The organism is Sporolactobacillus vineae DSM 21990 = SL153, from assembly GCF_000377985.1.
Lineage (GTDB): Bacteria > Bacillota > Bacilli > Bacillales > Sporolactobacillaceae > Sporolactobacillus > Sporolactobacillus vineae.
Map to the genome: position 1 here is coordinate 101657 of NZ_KB899048.1, position 16210 is coordinate 117866.

The following is a 16210-nucleotide window of genomic DNA, read 5'->3' on the forward strand; positions in this document are numbered from 1 at the left end:
AAAAATTGTCCTGAAACCTTGTTCCATCCCTCTTTGTTTATTCTTAAGATCTCTTCTTTTTTCACGACTCAGTCTCCCTCTGTGTTTTATGGTTATTTTCAATCTCCATGTTTTGTCTTTCGCCTTCCGACAGATTACTCATTGCAGGTAGATATTTTTTACTTAGGACGCCACGTACCCTCGTCGGACAATGGAGCACACGTCCCTTTCATACAACGCCGCTTTCAAGAATTGAAAAGCCAGGTTTTTCACAGTTTATCTCCGCCAATGCACCATACGGGATCAGGCATTTGGGTTCATTGTGTCCGAAACTTGCATTGTAGAGAACCGGCAGATCATCCCGGCCGAATTCCTTCAGAGTTTTGCGGATCATTTCTTTGTATTCGTCATAATAACGCAGCTGATAAGGTTTGCCGAAAATGATTCCATTGAGTTTCCCGATAATGCCCATAATGCCGAACCCACGCAGAAAATCTTCAACAAACCATGGCGGCGGACATTCCTCCGACGTTTCCAGAAAGAGAATGCTCCTGTCAAAACTGCAGATATCTGGAAACAGAGGGGTGCCCTTAATCATCTCGATCACGTCGAGACAACCGCCGATCAGTCGTCCCCTGGCCGTTCCATGACCCTGCAGAAGTTCATAACCTGTATTTTTCTCGAATTTTCTGGCGGCATCCTTGTTTCCAGCCGCCCATTCGAGTCTCTGCCCCGTCCAGACCGGGGAGACAGCCACTGCACCAATTTCTTGAGTCTCGAATAAGACCTTCTTAGCTGCCTGAACAGTGTACTCCGGCATCGCGACATTTTCCGCCAGATCATTCAGTACAGACAGTCCGTAAAAGCTGGATAGTCCTGACTTGAGGCACATGAAATGAGTGACCGTACTGTCAGAATAACCGGTGTAGATTTTCGGATGATCACGGATAACATCAAAATCAATATAGGGAAGCATCCGGATACTGTCATTCCCGCCTATACAGGAAATCATGGCCTTGACCGAAGGGTCGGCAAAGGCCTGCATCAGATCCTCGGCCCGCGCTTCAGGATGGTTGTAAACAAACTCAGGATTCTTCAGAGTATGCGGCATATCCACCACATCCAAACCAAACACATTTTTCAGGCGCTCCTTGCCCTGCTCATAACGCCAGCGGATTCGCGGATCACCCGCCCCGCCCCATGACAGGCTGACCGTGGCCACTTTATCGCCACGCTTCAGTTTCTTCGGTTTCATTAAATGCAACATGATCAGGCCCCTTTTTTTCAATTATGCCTTTCTTCGGTATGCAATGCACGAAAAAATCGAATGCAGTCTTTCTATTCTGTTTTTGCATCAAAACCGTAGTCTTCAGGTCTTACTTTTTCTGCTGCAGGAAGGCGGCGCAGTACAGGTATTGACATGACGTAAACGGCGACAAACAAAAATCCACAGCTGGCCAGAAGAAAAACCGTGCCAGATCCGATGGCACTGGCGGCCAGTCCGCCGATCAGCGATCCGAGCGGCATGATGCACGTGGAGACACTGACCATCACCGACATGGAGCGGGCGATCAGTTTGCGAGGAAGAACATTCTGCATCAGTGTGTAACCAATTACGTTATTCAGTCCAAGCGGAATCATACTGAGCGAAAAAAAGACCACTTTAAGAAATTCATCGGGCAGGGCATAAGTTAATAGCCAGAAACAAAAGCCGAGAAAATAACTCCCGGCGAGCACCCGGCCGATGGCGTATCGGCTGAATAGCGGAGCCAGAAGCGCCCCGGCCAGACTTCCGATGGCCGAACCCGCCAGCAGAAACCCGTACACTCTCGGCCCGCCAAGTGAGTGGGCATAGGCCGGAAGTACGGCGAACTCTGCACCTAATGTAAAATTAGTAAAGACGCCGGTCACAATTACCTTACCCAGGACAGAGTGCAGAACTACCTGAAATCCAGCTTTCAAATCGGTAAAATAATGATACAGGTCGTCTGTTAATGATGACTTTCTCCGTGCAGCCTGAACCTCTGCCGACAGCTTCAGTGACTTGAACAACCCAGCCGCAAGGATAAAAGTACCGATATCAGCCAGGTACAGAGAAACCGCACCGACCAACGCAAGAATGACACCGCCGACCGCATTGAATGCGGCGTCCGTTCCCTGATAGGCGAGCGCCATCACCGAATTTGCCTCGGTCCGCTCCTCCCTTTGCAGGATGCTTGGAATCAACGCGTTTTCAGCCGGGAAAGAAAACTGATCCAGAAATGACACGATCAGCATCACCGTTAACACCAGCCATACGGTCAGTACCCCCGAGAAATAGGCAATGGGAATCAGCAGCAGCAGAACAGCCTGCGTGAGCTGTGAGAACATCAGAATGTTTTTGATCGAATGACTGTCAACTACCGGACCGACTAGAAATTGCAATGCCTGGGGCAGCAGAATCAGAAAACCTGCGAGCCCGGAATAGAAGGCGGAGCCACCAAGCTGATAGACGAGCCACATAGCTGCTACATAATACATGCTGTCACCCATGTTTGTGAGCAGGCGGCCGGACACAAGCAGGCGGAAATTTTTATTTTGAAATAAAGAGAGCACCGGAATCACCTCATAAAAATATTATTATTCGGTAAAATATATTTTACCGTCCACCAAAAAAAGTTCAGTCCTCTTTTTCTAATTTCTGATCAAATTCTTTTTGATCCACTTGAAAACCAAAGGCGGACATAAAATAGGGCTTTGCTCCGGATTCCTGCCCATCCTTCTTGCAGCACTGATCAAATTCTTCAAAAACCTCCACCATTTTTTCAGCGAATTTTTTAAAATGACTGTCCGTCATCGTGATTTCCCAATAGGTTGCCAGTGCCCGCATATTGTCCGGCACGTTTTCATCAATTGAAAAAGACTCATCCGGAGCCGTGGCTGCCCGCATCCGCGTCCGGTTGATCATGCTCAGCACAATCTGCCGGTACGTTTCACTGACCTCATGTTTCTGCGGCAGTAGCGAAACATCCGGAAGAAAGCCCTGTGCAACAGACTGATAAAATTTCTGAACGATCCCGTTGATTTCCTCCGTCCGAACCAATTCAATCAAATGATTTTTTTCTAATTCATGCAAATGGTAATGGACACGGGCCCGGGACAGATTAAAATGTTCTGCAAGCTGCTGCCCGGTGTATGGCTTTTCAATCAGAAGCATCATCAGCTGCGACCGGAATGGATCACTTAAAACTTTTAGCTGATTTAAATTTTTAATAATTAGCGTACGCTTCATATTTGCTCACCTGTTATATTTTTTTAATCGGTTAAATTTATTTTACCTATTAAAAGTGAACAATTCAAGCAGGATAGAAGTTCAGAAAGCTATGTTTACATTGTAAATATGTTATCTTTGTAAAGGCGACAACACAGAGACTCATCTTCGGTTGCACCTCCAGCACCAAAATGGAGAACTGTAAAAGGAGGCTGCACGTGAAAACAAATTTAATTTCCGGATTCCGGAACCTTATTTTTATTTTGATCAGTGGTATGGGCGGATTTATTTTATCGCTGACAGGCCTGTCGATCGGCTGGATGATTGGTACGTTGATTACTGCCGGTGTGCTTTCATTTTTAAATCTGAAGCCGGTCACGCAGCTCTTTGATGGAAAGGGTCTGGCAGGTTACTGGCTGAAAGCCGGTCAGTTGCTGCTCGGCATCCAGATCGGTCAGGAAATCAGCCTATCCGTGCTGGGCGTGCTGGATCATGGCTGGCTGTCGATCTCAATCATGATTCTGATCTCAATACTGCTGTCCCTTGGCAGCGGATGGCTGCTTTTTCATTTCAGTAAAACGGATCTGATCACGAGTCTGTACGGCACAACGCCGGGCGGACTGTCATCCATGCTCGGCATTGCCACCGATGTCGGCGCTAACATGGCGGTAGTCAGCATCATTCAGACCATGCGCGTCATTCTTGTTGAGTGCGCGATCCCGATTATCGTATCGGTCTGGAACAGCGGAAATGCGGCGGGGCACTCAGCAAATGCGGCTCAGACTGTGACGAAACTGAACCCGGCAACCGCGACAGGATTCGTGCTGATCATTGGCATTGCCCTCCTGGGAGCGGTCATCGGCAAAAAGATTCATCTCCCCGCTTCGTGGCTGATCGGCAGCATGCTCAGCGTCGGACTAGTTCAGGCATTGTCCGGGCTCATAATAGGCGGGAATCTTCCTGTCTGGTGGCCGCACAATTTGATTATTGTGGCTCAGGTCATGCTTGGTGCCTGTGTCGGCGCGCGGCTGAACCGGAAAATGTTTACCGGTATCGTCCGAACTATTTCCATTGGTCTGATCGGAACACTCGGTTTGATGGCGGCCATGTTTTTCTGCGCACTGATCGTGTCCTGGCTAACCGGTATTGACCCGGTCACATCCATTCTCGCCTTTGCTCCGGGCGGAATTGATGTGATGGCCATTACTGCTGTCGTCCTTCACGCCGATGCCACATTTGTCGTCGCCGTACAGGTTATCCGGGTTCTGGCAATCTGTATCCTGCTCCCGCCGCTCTTCAGTCTGATGAACCGGCGTCGGGAGAAAGTCAGCACTTCCTGATTGGTTATTACCTGCGGATCACCTCACCAAAACTGAGCTTAGATGATCCTATCGGTAAAATTGAAGATTGCAGTTTTTTTATTCATGATTATGCCAGTCGCCACGATGAACAGAATCATCAGGTAATGCCACTGACCGAAAAATGGGAAAAGGAAACTGTATAGAAGCAGGAGCAGAATACAGCTGATCTGAGAAATGATCATGACGCGTTTATTCTCATAATGATCAGAAACATACCCGATCAACGGGGGAAAAACGATACCAATCAGCGGTCCGATCAGCAGCGTTGTGCCGAAATTCATCGCTGACCCGGTTACTTTTAATATGTATAATCCGATGGCAAAATTGAACAGCGAATTGCTCAAACTGCCGATGAAATCACTGATCACGGCTTTCCTGATTTGCCTTCTTGATGCTTGCTCCAGTGACATAACTCCACCTTCAGACCTGATTCGAAATTAAAGACCTTATGATGCTAAATTAGTACACATCGGCTTTGATTCCATCCGTCTTGAGATGGAGATGACAGGTACTCATGGGCTTATTTATCCGGATCCGCCGGTACAGAATCATTCGTTCTGTTCTTCCAGTGAGCGTATTACATCCTCAGAATCTACGAGTTCTGCGAATTCGCCATTAAGTACAGTCTCCTCAATCTGCTGACTTCTTCTGCAGAAAGTCATCTGCTCCGGAGTTTTGGTGACCATCGACTGCACTCATTTTCTTATACCCGAACGTGCTGCTGACTGTTTTCCCTGGCAATGCTCAGCATCAGTTTAATCCGGTTGATCTGATTGACTTTGCTTGATCCTGCGTCATAATCGATCGACACGAGATTGGCATCCGGATGATTTTTCTTCAAAGCGTTGAACATACCGCGTCCAAGGATGTGATTCGGCAGGCAGGCAAACGGCTGAACGCAGATGACGTTGTTCACACCCGAATCGATCAGTTCCGCCATCTCTCCGGGAAGCAGCCAGCCCTCGCCCATTTGGTTGCCGATACTCAGCATGGCGGATGCTTTTTCTGCAATCATTTCAATACGCTCCGGTCCGCGGAAACGACCGGTATTTGCCAGGGCGCGGCGAATCGGCTCACGATAATGTTCGATAAATCGGATCGACACGTCGCCGGTGAGCACCGGCAGCTCCCCACTGCCGAAATGGTCTCTGCGGAACTTATGGTTGTAGAGACCATAGAGGAAGAAGTTGACGAAATCGGGAACCACTGCTTCGCCGCCCTCAGACTCAATCGTCTCAATCAGATGATTATTGGCAAATGGGCTGAACTTCACGTATATTTCACCGACAATGCCGACTTTGGGCCGGTTGGTCAGGGATACAGGAATCCGGCAGAAATTGGCGATCATTTCCGTGATGAATCCTCTGAAGCGGCGCATGGTAAAATGATCAAGCAGATCGCTGCTTTGCGCCAGCCACGAGTGATACGTCTGATCGGTCAGTCCCTTTTCGATTTCATACGGACGGACAGCGAATCTCAGTTTCAGCAGCAGATCGCCCAGACAGGCTGAAATCAGAAGATCTTTGACCAGCGAAAGTGTAATCTTAAAACCAGGCTGCTGGTCGAGACCGGAAGAGTGATTCATCGAAATGACCGGTACATGGCCGAGCCCGGCGTTAACAAGCGCTTTTTTGAGGAGCGAGAGATAGTTGGTTGCCCGGCAGCCGCCGCCGGTCTGGGTAAGAATCACGGCGGTGCTCTCCGGGTCGTAATGGCCCGATTTTAACGCGGAAACCAGCTGGCCGACGGTAATGATCGCCGGATAGCAGGCATCATTATTGACATACTTCAAGCCTTCATCAACCTGCTTCTGCGTGACTTTTTTCAGGATCTTCAGATTGTAGCCGTGCCGGGAGAATGCCTTCTGGAATAACGCAAAGTGGGTCGGAATCATCTGCGGTGCGAGAATCGTATAAACCTTCCTGTCCGCTCTCGTGAAGACCGGTGATGTCGTTTGCGCTTCTGCGATTGTTGCGGCAATGCCTCTGCGCTTCCGCTCCTCAATCGCGGCCTTAAGCGAACGTAGACGGATCCTGACCGCACCGAGATTATTATTCTCATCCATTTTGATCCATGTATAGAGTTTATTGGCGTGCTCAAGAATTTCCTGCACGGCATCAGTTGTAATCGCATCCAGTCCGCAGCCGAACGAAGTGACCTGTACCAGTTCCAGGTTCGGGTGTGCCTTGACCACTTCAGCCGCGCGGTAGAGCCGGCTGTGATAGGTCCACTGGTTGACGACAGCCTGGGACAGCCCGCTTTTCGCCAGCCCGCAGACCGAGTCCTCCGTCAGGACCGCCATATCCATCCGGGCGATCTCATCCGGGATCCCGTGATTGACGATGGGATCAAGATGATAGGGATGGCCGGCAATGACAATGCCTGTCTTTCCGGAAATTTCAAGTTCGCGGATCACTTCCCGGCCGCGCCGGCTGATCCAGGTGTGGAACTTTTCGTCCTCTTCCGTCGCCATCCGGAGCGCCTGCTTTAATTCTGCCGCTGGGATCTCCGGGAAACACTTTTGCAGCCCAGCTGCCATCGAAGCCGGATTGTCCAGCGACAGGAACGGCTGAATAAACCGGATGTGCTTCTCGTTCAAAACAGTCATGTTGACGCGGATCACTTCCGGATAGGAGGAGACAATCGGGCAATTGAAGTGGTTATCCTGATCGCTGCTCTCTTTTTTTTCAAAAACAACCGACGGATAGAAAATCTGCCTGATGCCTTTATGTACCAGATTGATGATATGACCGTGGGTTAATTTTGCCGGATAACATACTGCATCCGAGGGGATCGTCTCCATCCCCTTTTCATAGTCCCGCTGGCTGGAGCGATCGGACAGGACGACACGAAAACGCAGTTCTGTGAAAAAGCGATGCCAGAAAGGGTAGTTCTCATACATATTCAGAACCCGCGGTATCCCGATTGAACCACGCACTGCCTCCTGTTCACTCAGGCACGGGCGATCGAACAGATAGTGCAGCTTTTCATCCATCAGATTCGGGACGGTGATTTTTTTCTTCGGACGGCCGGCACCGCGTTCGCAGCGATTTCCGGTCACGAATACACGTTTATCCGGGAACCGGCTGATCGTCAGACGGCAGCGGTTCTGGCACTGTTTGCAGCGCCCATACGTTGTTTTCACCGTCAGCGCTGCGATCTTTTCCGGCGGCAGGAGATGCGATACGGTTTCGGCAGCGCTTCTCTCCTTTGCCAGCAGGGCACATCCGTAAGCACCCATCAGTCCGGCCAGATCCGGACGGACGACCTCTTTGCCGGTCATCTTTTCAAAAGCGCGCAGTACCGCGTTATTTAAAAAGGTGCCGCCCTGGACAACAATATGATCGCCCATTTCGTCGACGTTCCTCATCTTGATTACTTTAAACAAGGCATTGGCAATTACGGAATAGGCCAGTCCTGCCGAAATATCGTCAATCCCGGCCCCTTCCTTCTGAACCTGACGGACTTTGGAATTCATGAAAACGGTGCAGCGTGAGCCCAATTCAACCGGAGCATGCGCATCGAGGGCGAGACGGGCAAAATTTTTCACCGTATAGCCGAGTGTATCGGAGAAATTCTCAAGAAACGACCCGCAACCGGATGAGCAGGCTTCGTTGAGCATGATCCGGTCGATTGCCCCGTTCTTGACTTTCATGCACTTCATATCCTGGCCGCCGATGTCGATAATAAAATCAACATCCGGCTGAAATTTCCGGGCAGCCTTGTAATGGGCGATTGTTTCCACTTCGCCGCTGTCAATCTGAAACGCTGCCTGCACCAGCTTCTCGCCATATCCGGTCGCAACCGAACTGCGGATTGTCACCTTCTCCGGGAGCCGGCGGTAAAGCTGCTCGAGTCCTTTCCGAACGGTTTCCACCGGATTGCCTTTATTTCCTTCATAAAATGAATAGAGAATCTGATCGTCGGTGCCGGTCAGAACAATTTTTGTCGTCGTCGATCCGGCATCTACACCAAGAAAACTATCACCCGCGTAATCTTGCAAGTCACCGCGTTTTACTTTTGCCCGGGCATGACGCGCTTTAAATTCAGCCAGCTCGTCCGGATTGCGAAACAGCGGTTCCTGTCGGTGGGCGGCGATTTCCGCACCGGTCTGCTTCATTGACTCAAGCTGGTGAATTAACCGGCCGGCATCCACCGATGCGACATGATTCCGGTCCATGGCTGCACCGATGGCGACAAAATACTGGCCGTTGCGCGTATCCATCACGTGCGCCTTCTCAAGATTCAGCGTCACGGCAAACCGGTGCCGCAGCTGCGGCAGAAAAGTCAGCGGGCCGCCGAGAAAAGCCACATTGCCGCGTATCGGCCGGCCACAGGCCAGTCCGGACACTGTCTGATTCACAACGGCCTGGAAGACGGAGGCAGCAATATCTTCGCGGCTGACCCCGTCGTTGATCAGCGCCTGGATGTCTGTTTTAGCAAATACCCCGCAGCGGGAAGCGATCGGATAAATCCGCTCCGATTTTTCTGCCAGCTTATTCAGCCCCGCTGCATCGGTCTGCAGCAGGGACGCAATCTGATCGATGAACGCACCGGTCCCGCCGGCGCATGCCGCGTTCATCCGCTGCTCCATGCCCCCGGTCAGGTAAATGATCTTCGCATCCTCGCCGCCGAGTTCAATGACGACATCAACCGTCGGATCCTTGGCTTTCACCGCCTGCGTGCAGGCAACCACTTCCTGAACAAACGGAACGCCCAGCTGTTCGGACAGCCCCATCCCTGAAGATCCGCTTGCATGAAGATGCAGAATTGCTTCGGGGAACTTTTCCGAAAGCGATTTTAATAATCCGATTGCCGTTTTTTTGATTTCCGAAAAATGTCTCCGGTAAGATTTAAATACAAGCTGATGCGCTTCATCAATGGCGACCACTTTCGCTGTGGTCGAGCCAATGTCCAGACCAACCCGCAGAATCATTTTGCTTCCCCCTGCCTGATTGAATTCTTCTCCGTTCCCTGTCTCTCTGCCAGGATAGAAGGTAAATAAAAGCGAACCATTTGACGGATCTGCTGCTCCGACGGCTCGGCCGAACTTTTCTGATCCGAAAGAACACCGTCAATAAACACATAGGTTAGGATTGTACCGACAAAGCTGCGCGCGGCAATCTCCGGGTGATCAATTGACACACAGTCCGAAAGATTCGCTTTCCGCAGCATTTTCTCTACATTTTTCAACCCGCGCAAGGGCACGGCCTCCCGGAACATTCGTGCCAGTTCCGGATATTTAACGACCTCGGAAACAACCACCCGGGCCAGCTGCAGATAGTCCACTTGCATAAAATGATCCAGCATTTCCCTGGTAAAACGGATCAGAGAGTGCTCCACTTCCTGTGGTGTTGAAAAATCCAGCGTCTCCAGAACCGATGAAAATGCATTCTCAGAAAGCAGAAACAGCTGCTTTTCAATCACGTCAAACAACAATTGTTCTTTCCCAGAATAGTAGGAATAAATCGTTTGCTTGGATACCCCGGCAAGGTTGCGGATCTCATCCATGCTCGTTGCCTCAAAGCCCTTGCTGATAAACAGTTTTTGCGCTGAGCGAAGAATCTGGTCTTTCTTCTTCTTCGCACGCAGCGTTTGATCCTCTGTCATGAACCGAAGCCTCCTTGTGATCTGGCATTCAGAATGACAATCTATCAAACTGAACGGTTCAGTTTGATCATAAATGTTTTCGATCGATCTGTGTCTGAAAAACAGATTTGTTACGAAAAATGTCACTTTCCGGCAGTGATCAGGCAACCGTTGCAATAAAAAAAGAAGACGCATCAGCGGACAACTCCGCCGGTGCATCTTCTGCTAACTTACCGCAAACTCATTTTGCTTTCCGCCCGTATTTTCAATAGATAAGAAATGATTTCCCGTCTTCGAATAATCCCGACAAAAACGCCAAGATCATCAATGACCGGAACAAAGTTCTGTGACAGCGACGTGGCCATGATATCTTCAACCTCAACGTCGATCGACACGGCTTTAATATTCCTGTATCTCGGGATCTCTTTCAGACTAATCTTCTCCGTATCCCGGAAGTCAAGATCTTCATTCCCTTTCAATTCCCAGAGAAGATCGCCTTCGGTCAGGGTGCCGACATACTTTCCCTTTTTGTTCAGTACCGGTATCGACGAGTAGCGATAGTGTTCCATTTTCTCCAGAGCCTGTCGCATTGTCCACTCTTCATAGACATATTTAACTTCGCTTTTCGGGGTAAGCAGAAATGCCGCATTCATGGAAAATCCACTCCTTACGTACTGGAAACTCAGTTAAACTTTTTCGCTTCTTAATTATAAATGGTGACTGTTTGTCATGTAAACGTTTTATTAATTCATACAAATGAGACATGCTTTACAGTTTCTTTAATCCATCGTTCAGCTGTCTGGCAAGCTGTCTGTCATTGTTGAAGACAAGAATATTTCCTTTTGATGCTGCATGCGCTTCAGTTTCAACAACGTGACGGATCTTTTCGACCTGCTCGGACATTTGCCGTACATTGACGACAACAGATTCTTCGCGGATTTTCGGATCTATATTAATGCTCAGTTTCATCAACCCGCTCCTCCTTTCAAGTGCACTCTCATTTTACCAATCTCTCAGTATATGAAAACTGCTTTTTCCGCAACGCGTTGATAATCACCTTTAAGCGGTTCTTTTAAAAGGGTGAAATTGATGTCAATTAATAAAGCACCAAAAAACGGCCCTTTAATCAGGCCGTTCCGGTTAAACACATTGTATGCGTTCAACGTTCAGAGAATTGATCTGACTGCTTTCAGCGCCGCATCGTAATCCGGATGTTCGGTCATCTCTTTCACATACTCGACATAGCGGATCGTGTTCTGTTGATCGAGAACAAAAATCGAGCGCATATCCAGTTGCAGTTCCTTAATCAATACGCCATAACTCTTGCCGAAAGATCGGAATTTGTAATCGGACAGTGTATCCAGATTTTTGATGCCGGCAACGGAGCAGAACCGGCTTTGGGCAAACGGCAAGTCCACGGAAATGGTCAATACGGCGACATGATCACCAAGTTTTGCTGCTTCTTCGTTAAACCGGCGTGTCTGAGCATCGCAGACCTTCGTATCAAGGGAGGGAACCACTGAAATCAGTTTCACTTTACCATCATAATCGGAAAGGGCAGCTTCTGTTGTCAAATCCTTGTTGATTCTGAAGTCCGGTGCCTGATCACCCGGCTTCAGCTCCGGACCGATCAATGTAATGGGATTCCCTCCGACCGTCGCTGCTCCGGGACGTTCTTCGCTCATGTAAAAAACCTCCTTCTATTCTCTCTGAACACTATTCCCTTTTCACCAGGAAATGAACCGAACTTTTTTCTGAACCGAATGATCGCCGATGCAATAGGATAATCGAGAAAGAATAAAAAAGGAGCTTGAACTTACATGGTAAAATTTGTTCTGCCGCCGCTCGGCTACCCATTTAACGCTCTTGAGCCGGTTATTGATGAAAAGACAATGCGGATCCATTATACAAAACATCATCAGGCCTACATCGATCATCTGAACGCCGCTCTTGCCGGGCACCCTGAACTGGAAAACCTGTCCCTGACCGATCTGCTGACAAATCTGAAACTCATACCGAAAGATATCCGGACAGCAGTCCGGAATAACGGCGGCGGCCACTACAACCACAGTCTCTTCTGGAAAGTTCTTGCTCCGGGCGGATCAAAAAAGCCGACAGGCCGTCTGAAACAGGCGATCGACCAGGAACTGAATGGTTTCGATGCATTCGGGAAGCAATTTTCCCTCGCCGCCGAAAGTCAGTTCGGGTCAGGATGGGCCTGGCTTGTTCTGGACGAAAAGAAGCGTCTTGGCGTCACCAGTATGAACAACCAGGATAATCCACTGATGGTCGGTAAATTCCCGCTGTTTGGTCTGGATGTCTGGGAACATGCTTATTACTTGAAATATCAAAATCGCCGTCCCGAATATATCAAAAATTGTTTTCAGTTGTATAATTGGGATTTCATTTCATCGCGTTATACAGAGGCAATGCATCAGACCTCGGCCCGCGAAACCTGACAACACGCTTATAAAAAAACTGTCTGGAAGGATTTATCGGTCTTCGCAGACAGTTTTTCGGTCTTCAAGTGCTGTTTATCGGTCTTGGCGAGAAATGTAATTGTTGATGATTCAATTCTTGAATTTATAGAGGGAAGATTGACCGGTTGACTGACCGGACCACTGAACTTTTGTACAATGTTTCACGATCCAGGCGTTTACACTGCTGTTCTGCGCACCATCCTGCCCTCCGGAAATCAGGAAATATTTGATTTCACCGGCTTTGGCCATTTTTTCAAGCTTGGCAACAGTCATCGCCGGATCGCTGCCGGTAAAGCCGCCCATCGCCATAACGGCATAATTGGTTTTCAGCATGACAGAATAGGCGGATTGTGCCCGCTGAACGGCGAGAATGTACTTCTCACCGTTGTAATGCTTCTCCAGATAGCTGAGGAGCTTGCTGCTGATTTCATTGCCGCCGAAATTGCCCCGTGATCGGTTAAACATATTCGTCGGCTTCGTCGGCGTTCCACCGTTCGTCGTTTTGCCGTTTGCAATCGCCGGCGCACCGGACTGCGACTGGTTGGCCGCGCCTGGTGTAAAGCCTGCAGACGGTCTTTCCCCTTGCTTTGCAAAGTTGATCGTTCGTGCGTTCTGCGGCATCCCGCCGCCGGAAGCCATTCTGCTGGTAGCCGATGACGGTCCGGCTGAAGGAAGCGAACTGTTTGTCTGGTTGAAAACAGCGGGCATCGTCCAATATAGTGGCGGAATCAGTATCAGACTGAGTCCGGCAACGGCTAGATAGCGTTTCACGTGTTCTGTATATCCGGAGCGCATCATGATTCCTGCAGCAAGGCAAGCCAACCCGAGCAGTGCCAGAACAGCCGTCCAGATTGTCGGCATGCTGTTTTGATAGAAAATCAATGCCTCAAATAGCAGCGTAAAACAGGCGGCAGCCGGCAGCAGCAGGCTCGTCCATGAATCAGGTTGCTTCCGGTAATCCTGCCAGAGCTTCACGGCCCCAATACCGAAGAGTGCGGCGATCGGAGGCCCGAGCAGACTGAGATAATACTGGTGGAAAAATCCGGCGACACTGAAGAATGCCATAGCCGGCAGCAGCCAGGCCAGCCAGAAGATGGCAAATGTGTGCAGCTGCAGTAAATGTCTGCGGCGAATGCAGTCAACGACCAGTGCAATCAGGCCGAACAGGACAAACGGGAGCAGCCAGGAAGCCTGTCCGGAAAGTGATTCTGAGAACAGGCGAAGAGGCCCGGCTGTTCCGGTACCGAACATTCCGCCCTGATTGCCGCCCCTGTTCGCCGTCCCCGTTTGCTGAGATCCGTTCGAGCCCGCGGCTTGCTGATTCGTGCCTGCAGCCGGTGAAGAGCCGGTATTCGATGAAGAACGTGCGGTTGTACTTGTCACTTTTTTAGTGTTCTGCATATGCATGCCGTTCCCCTGGTTGCCGGTCAGCCGGGAAATTCCGTTATAGCCGAAAGCCAGTTCGAGCACAGAATTCGTCTGACTGCTGCCGATATACGGCCGTTCGGATGCCGGCACAAGGTCCACCGTCACCGCCCAGGAAAGTGAAACAACAGCCAGGACGATGGTTGCAACAACCAGATGGATGATTTTTTTCCGCCATCCGGTCTTCATTGCCAGCCAGTAGAACAGATAAACAGCCGGCAGAACCATAAATGCTTCGAGCATTTTAACGTTAAAACCGATGCCAACCATCAGCACGCTGACAATCAGCCAACGCATTTTACCGGTATCTGCAGCCCGGACCACTGCCCAGGCAGCGACCATCAGCGTCAGAATCAGTACACTGTCGACATTGTTTGTCCGCGCCACGGTTGTGAAAATCGGTGTCAGAGCCAGCGCAATGCCGCTGATCAGAGCGGCTGCCGGCCCGGCTTTTTTCTTAACCAGCTGATAGAGAATTAAACAGGAAGCAACACCCGCCAGTGCTCCGGGCAGGAGAACACTGAAATTACTGAACCCAAAAAGCTTTGCACTCAGTGCCTGAAGCCATAAAGCAACAGGGGGCTTGTCTACGGTAATAAATCCCGCCGGGTCAAACGAGGCATAAAAGAAATTGTGAAAGTTCTTTAGCATACTTTTGACTGCAACGGTATAATACTCATTTGTTCCCGCTTTATTAAGCTGAAAAAAATTAAAGAACAGCGCCACAACGGCGACAACAATGAAATAATAATCCGGGTTTCTCTTTTTTATCCGCGCCAAACTGATTCCTCCTCAGAGCCTTTGCCTGTGGCGACCATGAAATGTCGCCGAAACTTTTGCAACACAGCTCCATTCTCTCCCGGCAACCTTAAAAATTGCTTAAAATAAAAGGCGCTAAAGAAAATATTATTCACAGTTGACAGGTATTATTAATAGGTTTAAAATTAAGTTAAATTAATACAGATCCTGCTTATCCAGAGAGGCGGAGGGAACTGGCCCTGTGAAACCTCAGCAACCGATCCATTCGGATACGGTGCTAATTCCAAAAGCGTGCACGGCTTTGAAGATAAGTTGAGGGGATTGATATCCAGCCTTCTCTTCTTTCTTGGAAGAGAAGGCTTTTATTTTTATGAAAGTCTTGTGGTATTAAGTCAAGGCCTAAGTAATACGTGATTTTTCATTATTCGTGAGCGGTCTTAAAATTTGACAACACTAAACCGGGCCTTCGAAAAATACAAATTTTTCAAAGACTGGAAGGGAAGCCGAAATTACTTCGTTTCGGTTGTCTCACTTCCCTTCGGAGTGTAGAGCAGGTGGTCGCGGAGTAGCACATCCACCAGTCGAACTAATTTTCTTGCGGTCAGGACGAGAGCCCGTTTATGACGAAACTTGGGAACTTCATGGAACTTCTTCAGGTAATAGGCCCGGTAAACCGGGTCCCGGTTTTTTACTGAATTGGCAGCTTCAATCAAGTAATAACGGAGGTACTCATTACCTGTGTGGGTTCGCGGCGTGCGTTCCGCCTGAAAGTGGCCGGACTGAGACACTTTCCAGTAGAGCCCGGCATACTTGGCTAATTGGGCCTCATGGTCGAACCGGTCGATCTGGCCGACCTCAGCGATAAGCCCGGCGGCGTAGACCGGGCCGATTCCGGGGACACTCAGTAGACTTTGCGTCTCCGGAATGATCTGGTACATGGCTTCAATATTTTTATCCAAGCTCTGGATTTGCTTTTTTAATCCGGCAATGATGCGCGCATAACTGGCCAGCACGATGTCTACCGAATCCTGAAGGACTTTGCCCAGACGGTAGGCATCGCGGACGGCCTTTTGAATGACCTGAGCGAGTTTCTCCGGGTCACTAAAGCGGCCTTTGCCCGCCTGGTTTAACCGGGTCGCAAGATCCGCTACATCCATTTGGGCAATGTCATCCAGGGACAGAGAATCACTGAGGATGTCCATGATCGACGCACTAAAGACAGAAGTTGGGAGCTCTCGGGTCAGCGTGTTGCACTTGTAATAAAGATTTTCCAGAAAGTGCTGCTTACACTCCGTCATCTGATGGATCAGTTGATAACGCGTCCGCGTCAGCCGTTGAAGAGCGATATACTTCTCTTCCTTGATGAT

Annotated in this window: 13 protein-coding genes and 1 riboswitch; of the genes, 2 read left to right on the plus strand and 11 right to left on the minus strand. The window is 49.5% G+C overall.

Going from position 1 to position 16210, the window contains the following annotated elements:
• Positions 1-208 precede the first annotated feature (208 nt).
• From D889_RS0110205 to D889_RS0110215, 3 genes are all read right to left on the minus strand, one after another.
• Positions 209-1246 (minus strand): S66 family peptidase, encoded by a 1038-nt coding sequence (locus tag D889_RS0110205; RefSeq protein WP_018962330.1) that lies wholly within the window; start codon positions 1244-1246, stop codon positions 209-211.
• A 71-nt stretch (positions 1247-1317) separates the two neighbouring features.
• Positions 1318-2574, minus strand: a complete 1257-nt coding sequence (locus tag D889_RS0110210) for an MFS transporter (RefSeq protein ID WP_010632571.1) — start codon at positions 2572-2574, stop codon at positions 1318-1320.
• A 64-nt stretch (positions 2575-2638) separates the two neighbouring features.
• Positions 2639-3250 (minus strand): ArsR/SmtB family transcription factor, encoded by a 612-nt coding sequence (locus D889_RS0110215; protein ID WP_010632570.1) that lies wholly within the window; start codon positions 3248-3250, stop codon positions 2639-2641.
• A 197-nt stretch (positions 3251-3447) separates the two neighbouring features.
• Between D889_RS0110215 and D889_RS0110220 the strand changes: the two genes are divergently transcribed.
• Positions 3448-4569, plus strand: a complete 1122-nt coding sequence (locus tag D889_RS0110220) for an AbrB family transcriptional regulator (protein WP_010632569.1) — start codon at positions 3448-3450, stop codon at positions 4567-4569.
• 38 nt (positions 4570-4607) lie between these two features.
• Here the strand turns inward: D889_RS0110220 and D889_RS0110225 are convergent, their stop codons facing one another.
• From D889_RS0110225 to tpx, 6 genes are all read right to left on the minus strand, one after another.
• Complete coding sequence (locus D889_RS0110225; RefSeq protein ID WP_010632568.1) at positions 4608-5000, minus strand: MFS transporter; 393 nt, start codon at positions 4998-5000, stop codon at positions 4608-4610.
• Positions 5001-5293: 293 nt separating this feature from the next.
• Positions 5294-9526, minus strand: coding sequence for a 2-hydroxyacyl-CoA dehydratase (locus D889_RS0110240; protein ID WP_010632567.1), 4233 nt, complete (start codon positions 9524-9526; stop codon positions 5294-5296).
• The gene (locus D889_RS0110245) at positions 9523-10200 is read right to left on the minus strand and encodes a TetR/AcrR family transcriptional regulator (protein ID WP_010632566.1); all 678 of its coding nucleotides are present in this window, start codon (positions 10198-10200) and stop codon (positions 9523-9525) included. The genes D889_RS0110240 and D889_RS0110245 overlap by 4 nt, the downstream gene beginning before the upstream one ends.
• A gap of 209 nt (positions 10201-10409) precedes the next feature.
• Positions 10410-10832 carry a CBS domain-containing protein gene (locus D889_RS0110250; RefSeq protein WP_010632565.1) on the minus strand — a complete coding sequence of 141 codons (423 nt, stop codon included), beginning with the start codon at positions 10830-10832 and terminating at the stop codon, positions 10410-10412.
• 115 nt (positions 10833-10947) lie between these two features.
• Entirely contained in the window at positions 10948-11148 is a 201-nt protein-coding gene (locus tag D889_RS0110255; RefSeq protein ID WP_010632564.1) for a hypothetical protein, read from the minus strand.
• A gap of 197 nt (positions 11149-11345) precedes the next feature.
• Complete coding sequence (gene tpx / locus D889_RS0110265; protein ID WP_010632563.1) at positions 11346-11864, minus strand: thiol peroxidase; 519 nt, start codon at positions 11862-11864, stop codon at positions 11346-11348.
• Between the two features lie 135 nt (positions 11865-11999).
• Here tpx and D889_RS0110270 point away from each other — a divergent pair, with 135 nt between their 5' ends.
• Positions 12000-12638 carry a superoxide dismutase gene (locus tag D889_RS0110270; RefSeq protein ID WP_010632562.1) on the plus strand — a complete coding sequence of 213 codons (639 nt, stop codon included), beginning with the start codon at positions 12000-12002 and terminating at the stop codon, positions 12636-12638.
• A gap of 111 nt (positions 12639-12749) precedes the next feature.
• Here D889_RS0110270 and D889_RS0110275 read toward each other — a convergent pair whose 3' ends face one another.
• Together D889_RS0110275 and D889_RS0110280 are read right to left on the minus strand one after the other, a co-directional pair.
• Positions 12750-14864: an ArnT family glycosyltransferase gene (locus D889_RS0110275; RefSeq protein ID WP_010632561.1), complete on the minus strand. Its 2115-nt coding sequence runs from the start codon at positions 14862-14864 to the stop codon at positions 12750-12752.
• 187 nt (positions 14865-15051) lie between these two features.
• Positions 15052-15157: riboswitch (SAM riboswitch) on the plus strand.
• A gap of 195 nt (positions 15158-15352) precedes the next feature.
• Positions 15353-16210, minus strand: an 858-nt coding sequence (locus D889_RS0110280; RefSeq protein ID WP_018962164.1) for an IS110 family RNA-guided transposase, incomplete at its 5' end; no start/stop codon positions are given.

Bases quoted from the DNA above. Each gene is read 5' to 3' on its own strand.
- D889_RS0110205 (WP_018962330.1), bottom strand. From the start codon at position 1,246: ATGTTGCATTTAATGAAACCGAAGAAACTGAAGCGTGGCGATAAAGTG.
- D889_RS0110215 (WP_010632570.1), bottom strand. From the start codon at position 3,250: ATGAAGCGTACGCTAATTATTAAAAATTTAAATCAGCTAAAAGTTTTA.
- D889_RS0110225 (WP_010632568.1), bottom strand. From the start codon at position 5,000: ATGTCACTGGAGCAAGCATCAAGAAGGCAAATCAGGAAAGCCGTGATC.
- D889_RS0110240 (WP_010632567.1), bottom strand. From the start codon at position 9,526: ATGATTCTGCGGGTTGGTCTGGACATTGGCTCGACCACAGCGAAAGTG.
- D889_RS0110245 (WP_010632566.1), bottom strand. From the start codon at position 10,200: ATGACAGAGGATCAAACGCTGCGTGCGAAGAAGAAGAAAGACCAGATT.
- D889_RS0110250 (WP_010632565.1), bottom strand. From the start codon at position 10,832: ATGAATGCGGCATTTCTGCTTACCCCGAAAAGCGAAGTTAAATATGTC.
- D889_RS0110255 (WP_010632564.1), bottom strand. From the start codon at position 11,148: ATGAAACTGAGCATTAATATAGATCCGAAAATCCGCGAAGAATCTGTT.
- tpx (WP_010632563.1), bottom strand. From the start codon at position 11,864: ATGAGCGAAGAACGTCCCGGAGCAGCGACGGTCGGAGGGAATCCCATT.
- D889_RS0110270 (WP_010632562.1), top strand. From the start codon at position 12,000: ATGGTAAAATTTGTTCTGCCGCCGCTCGGCTACCCATTTAACGCTCTT.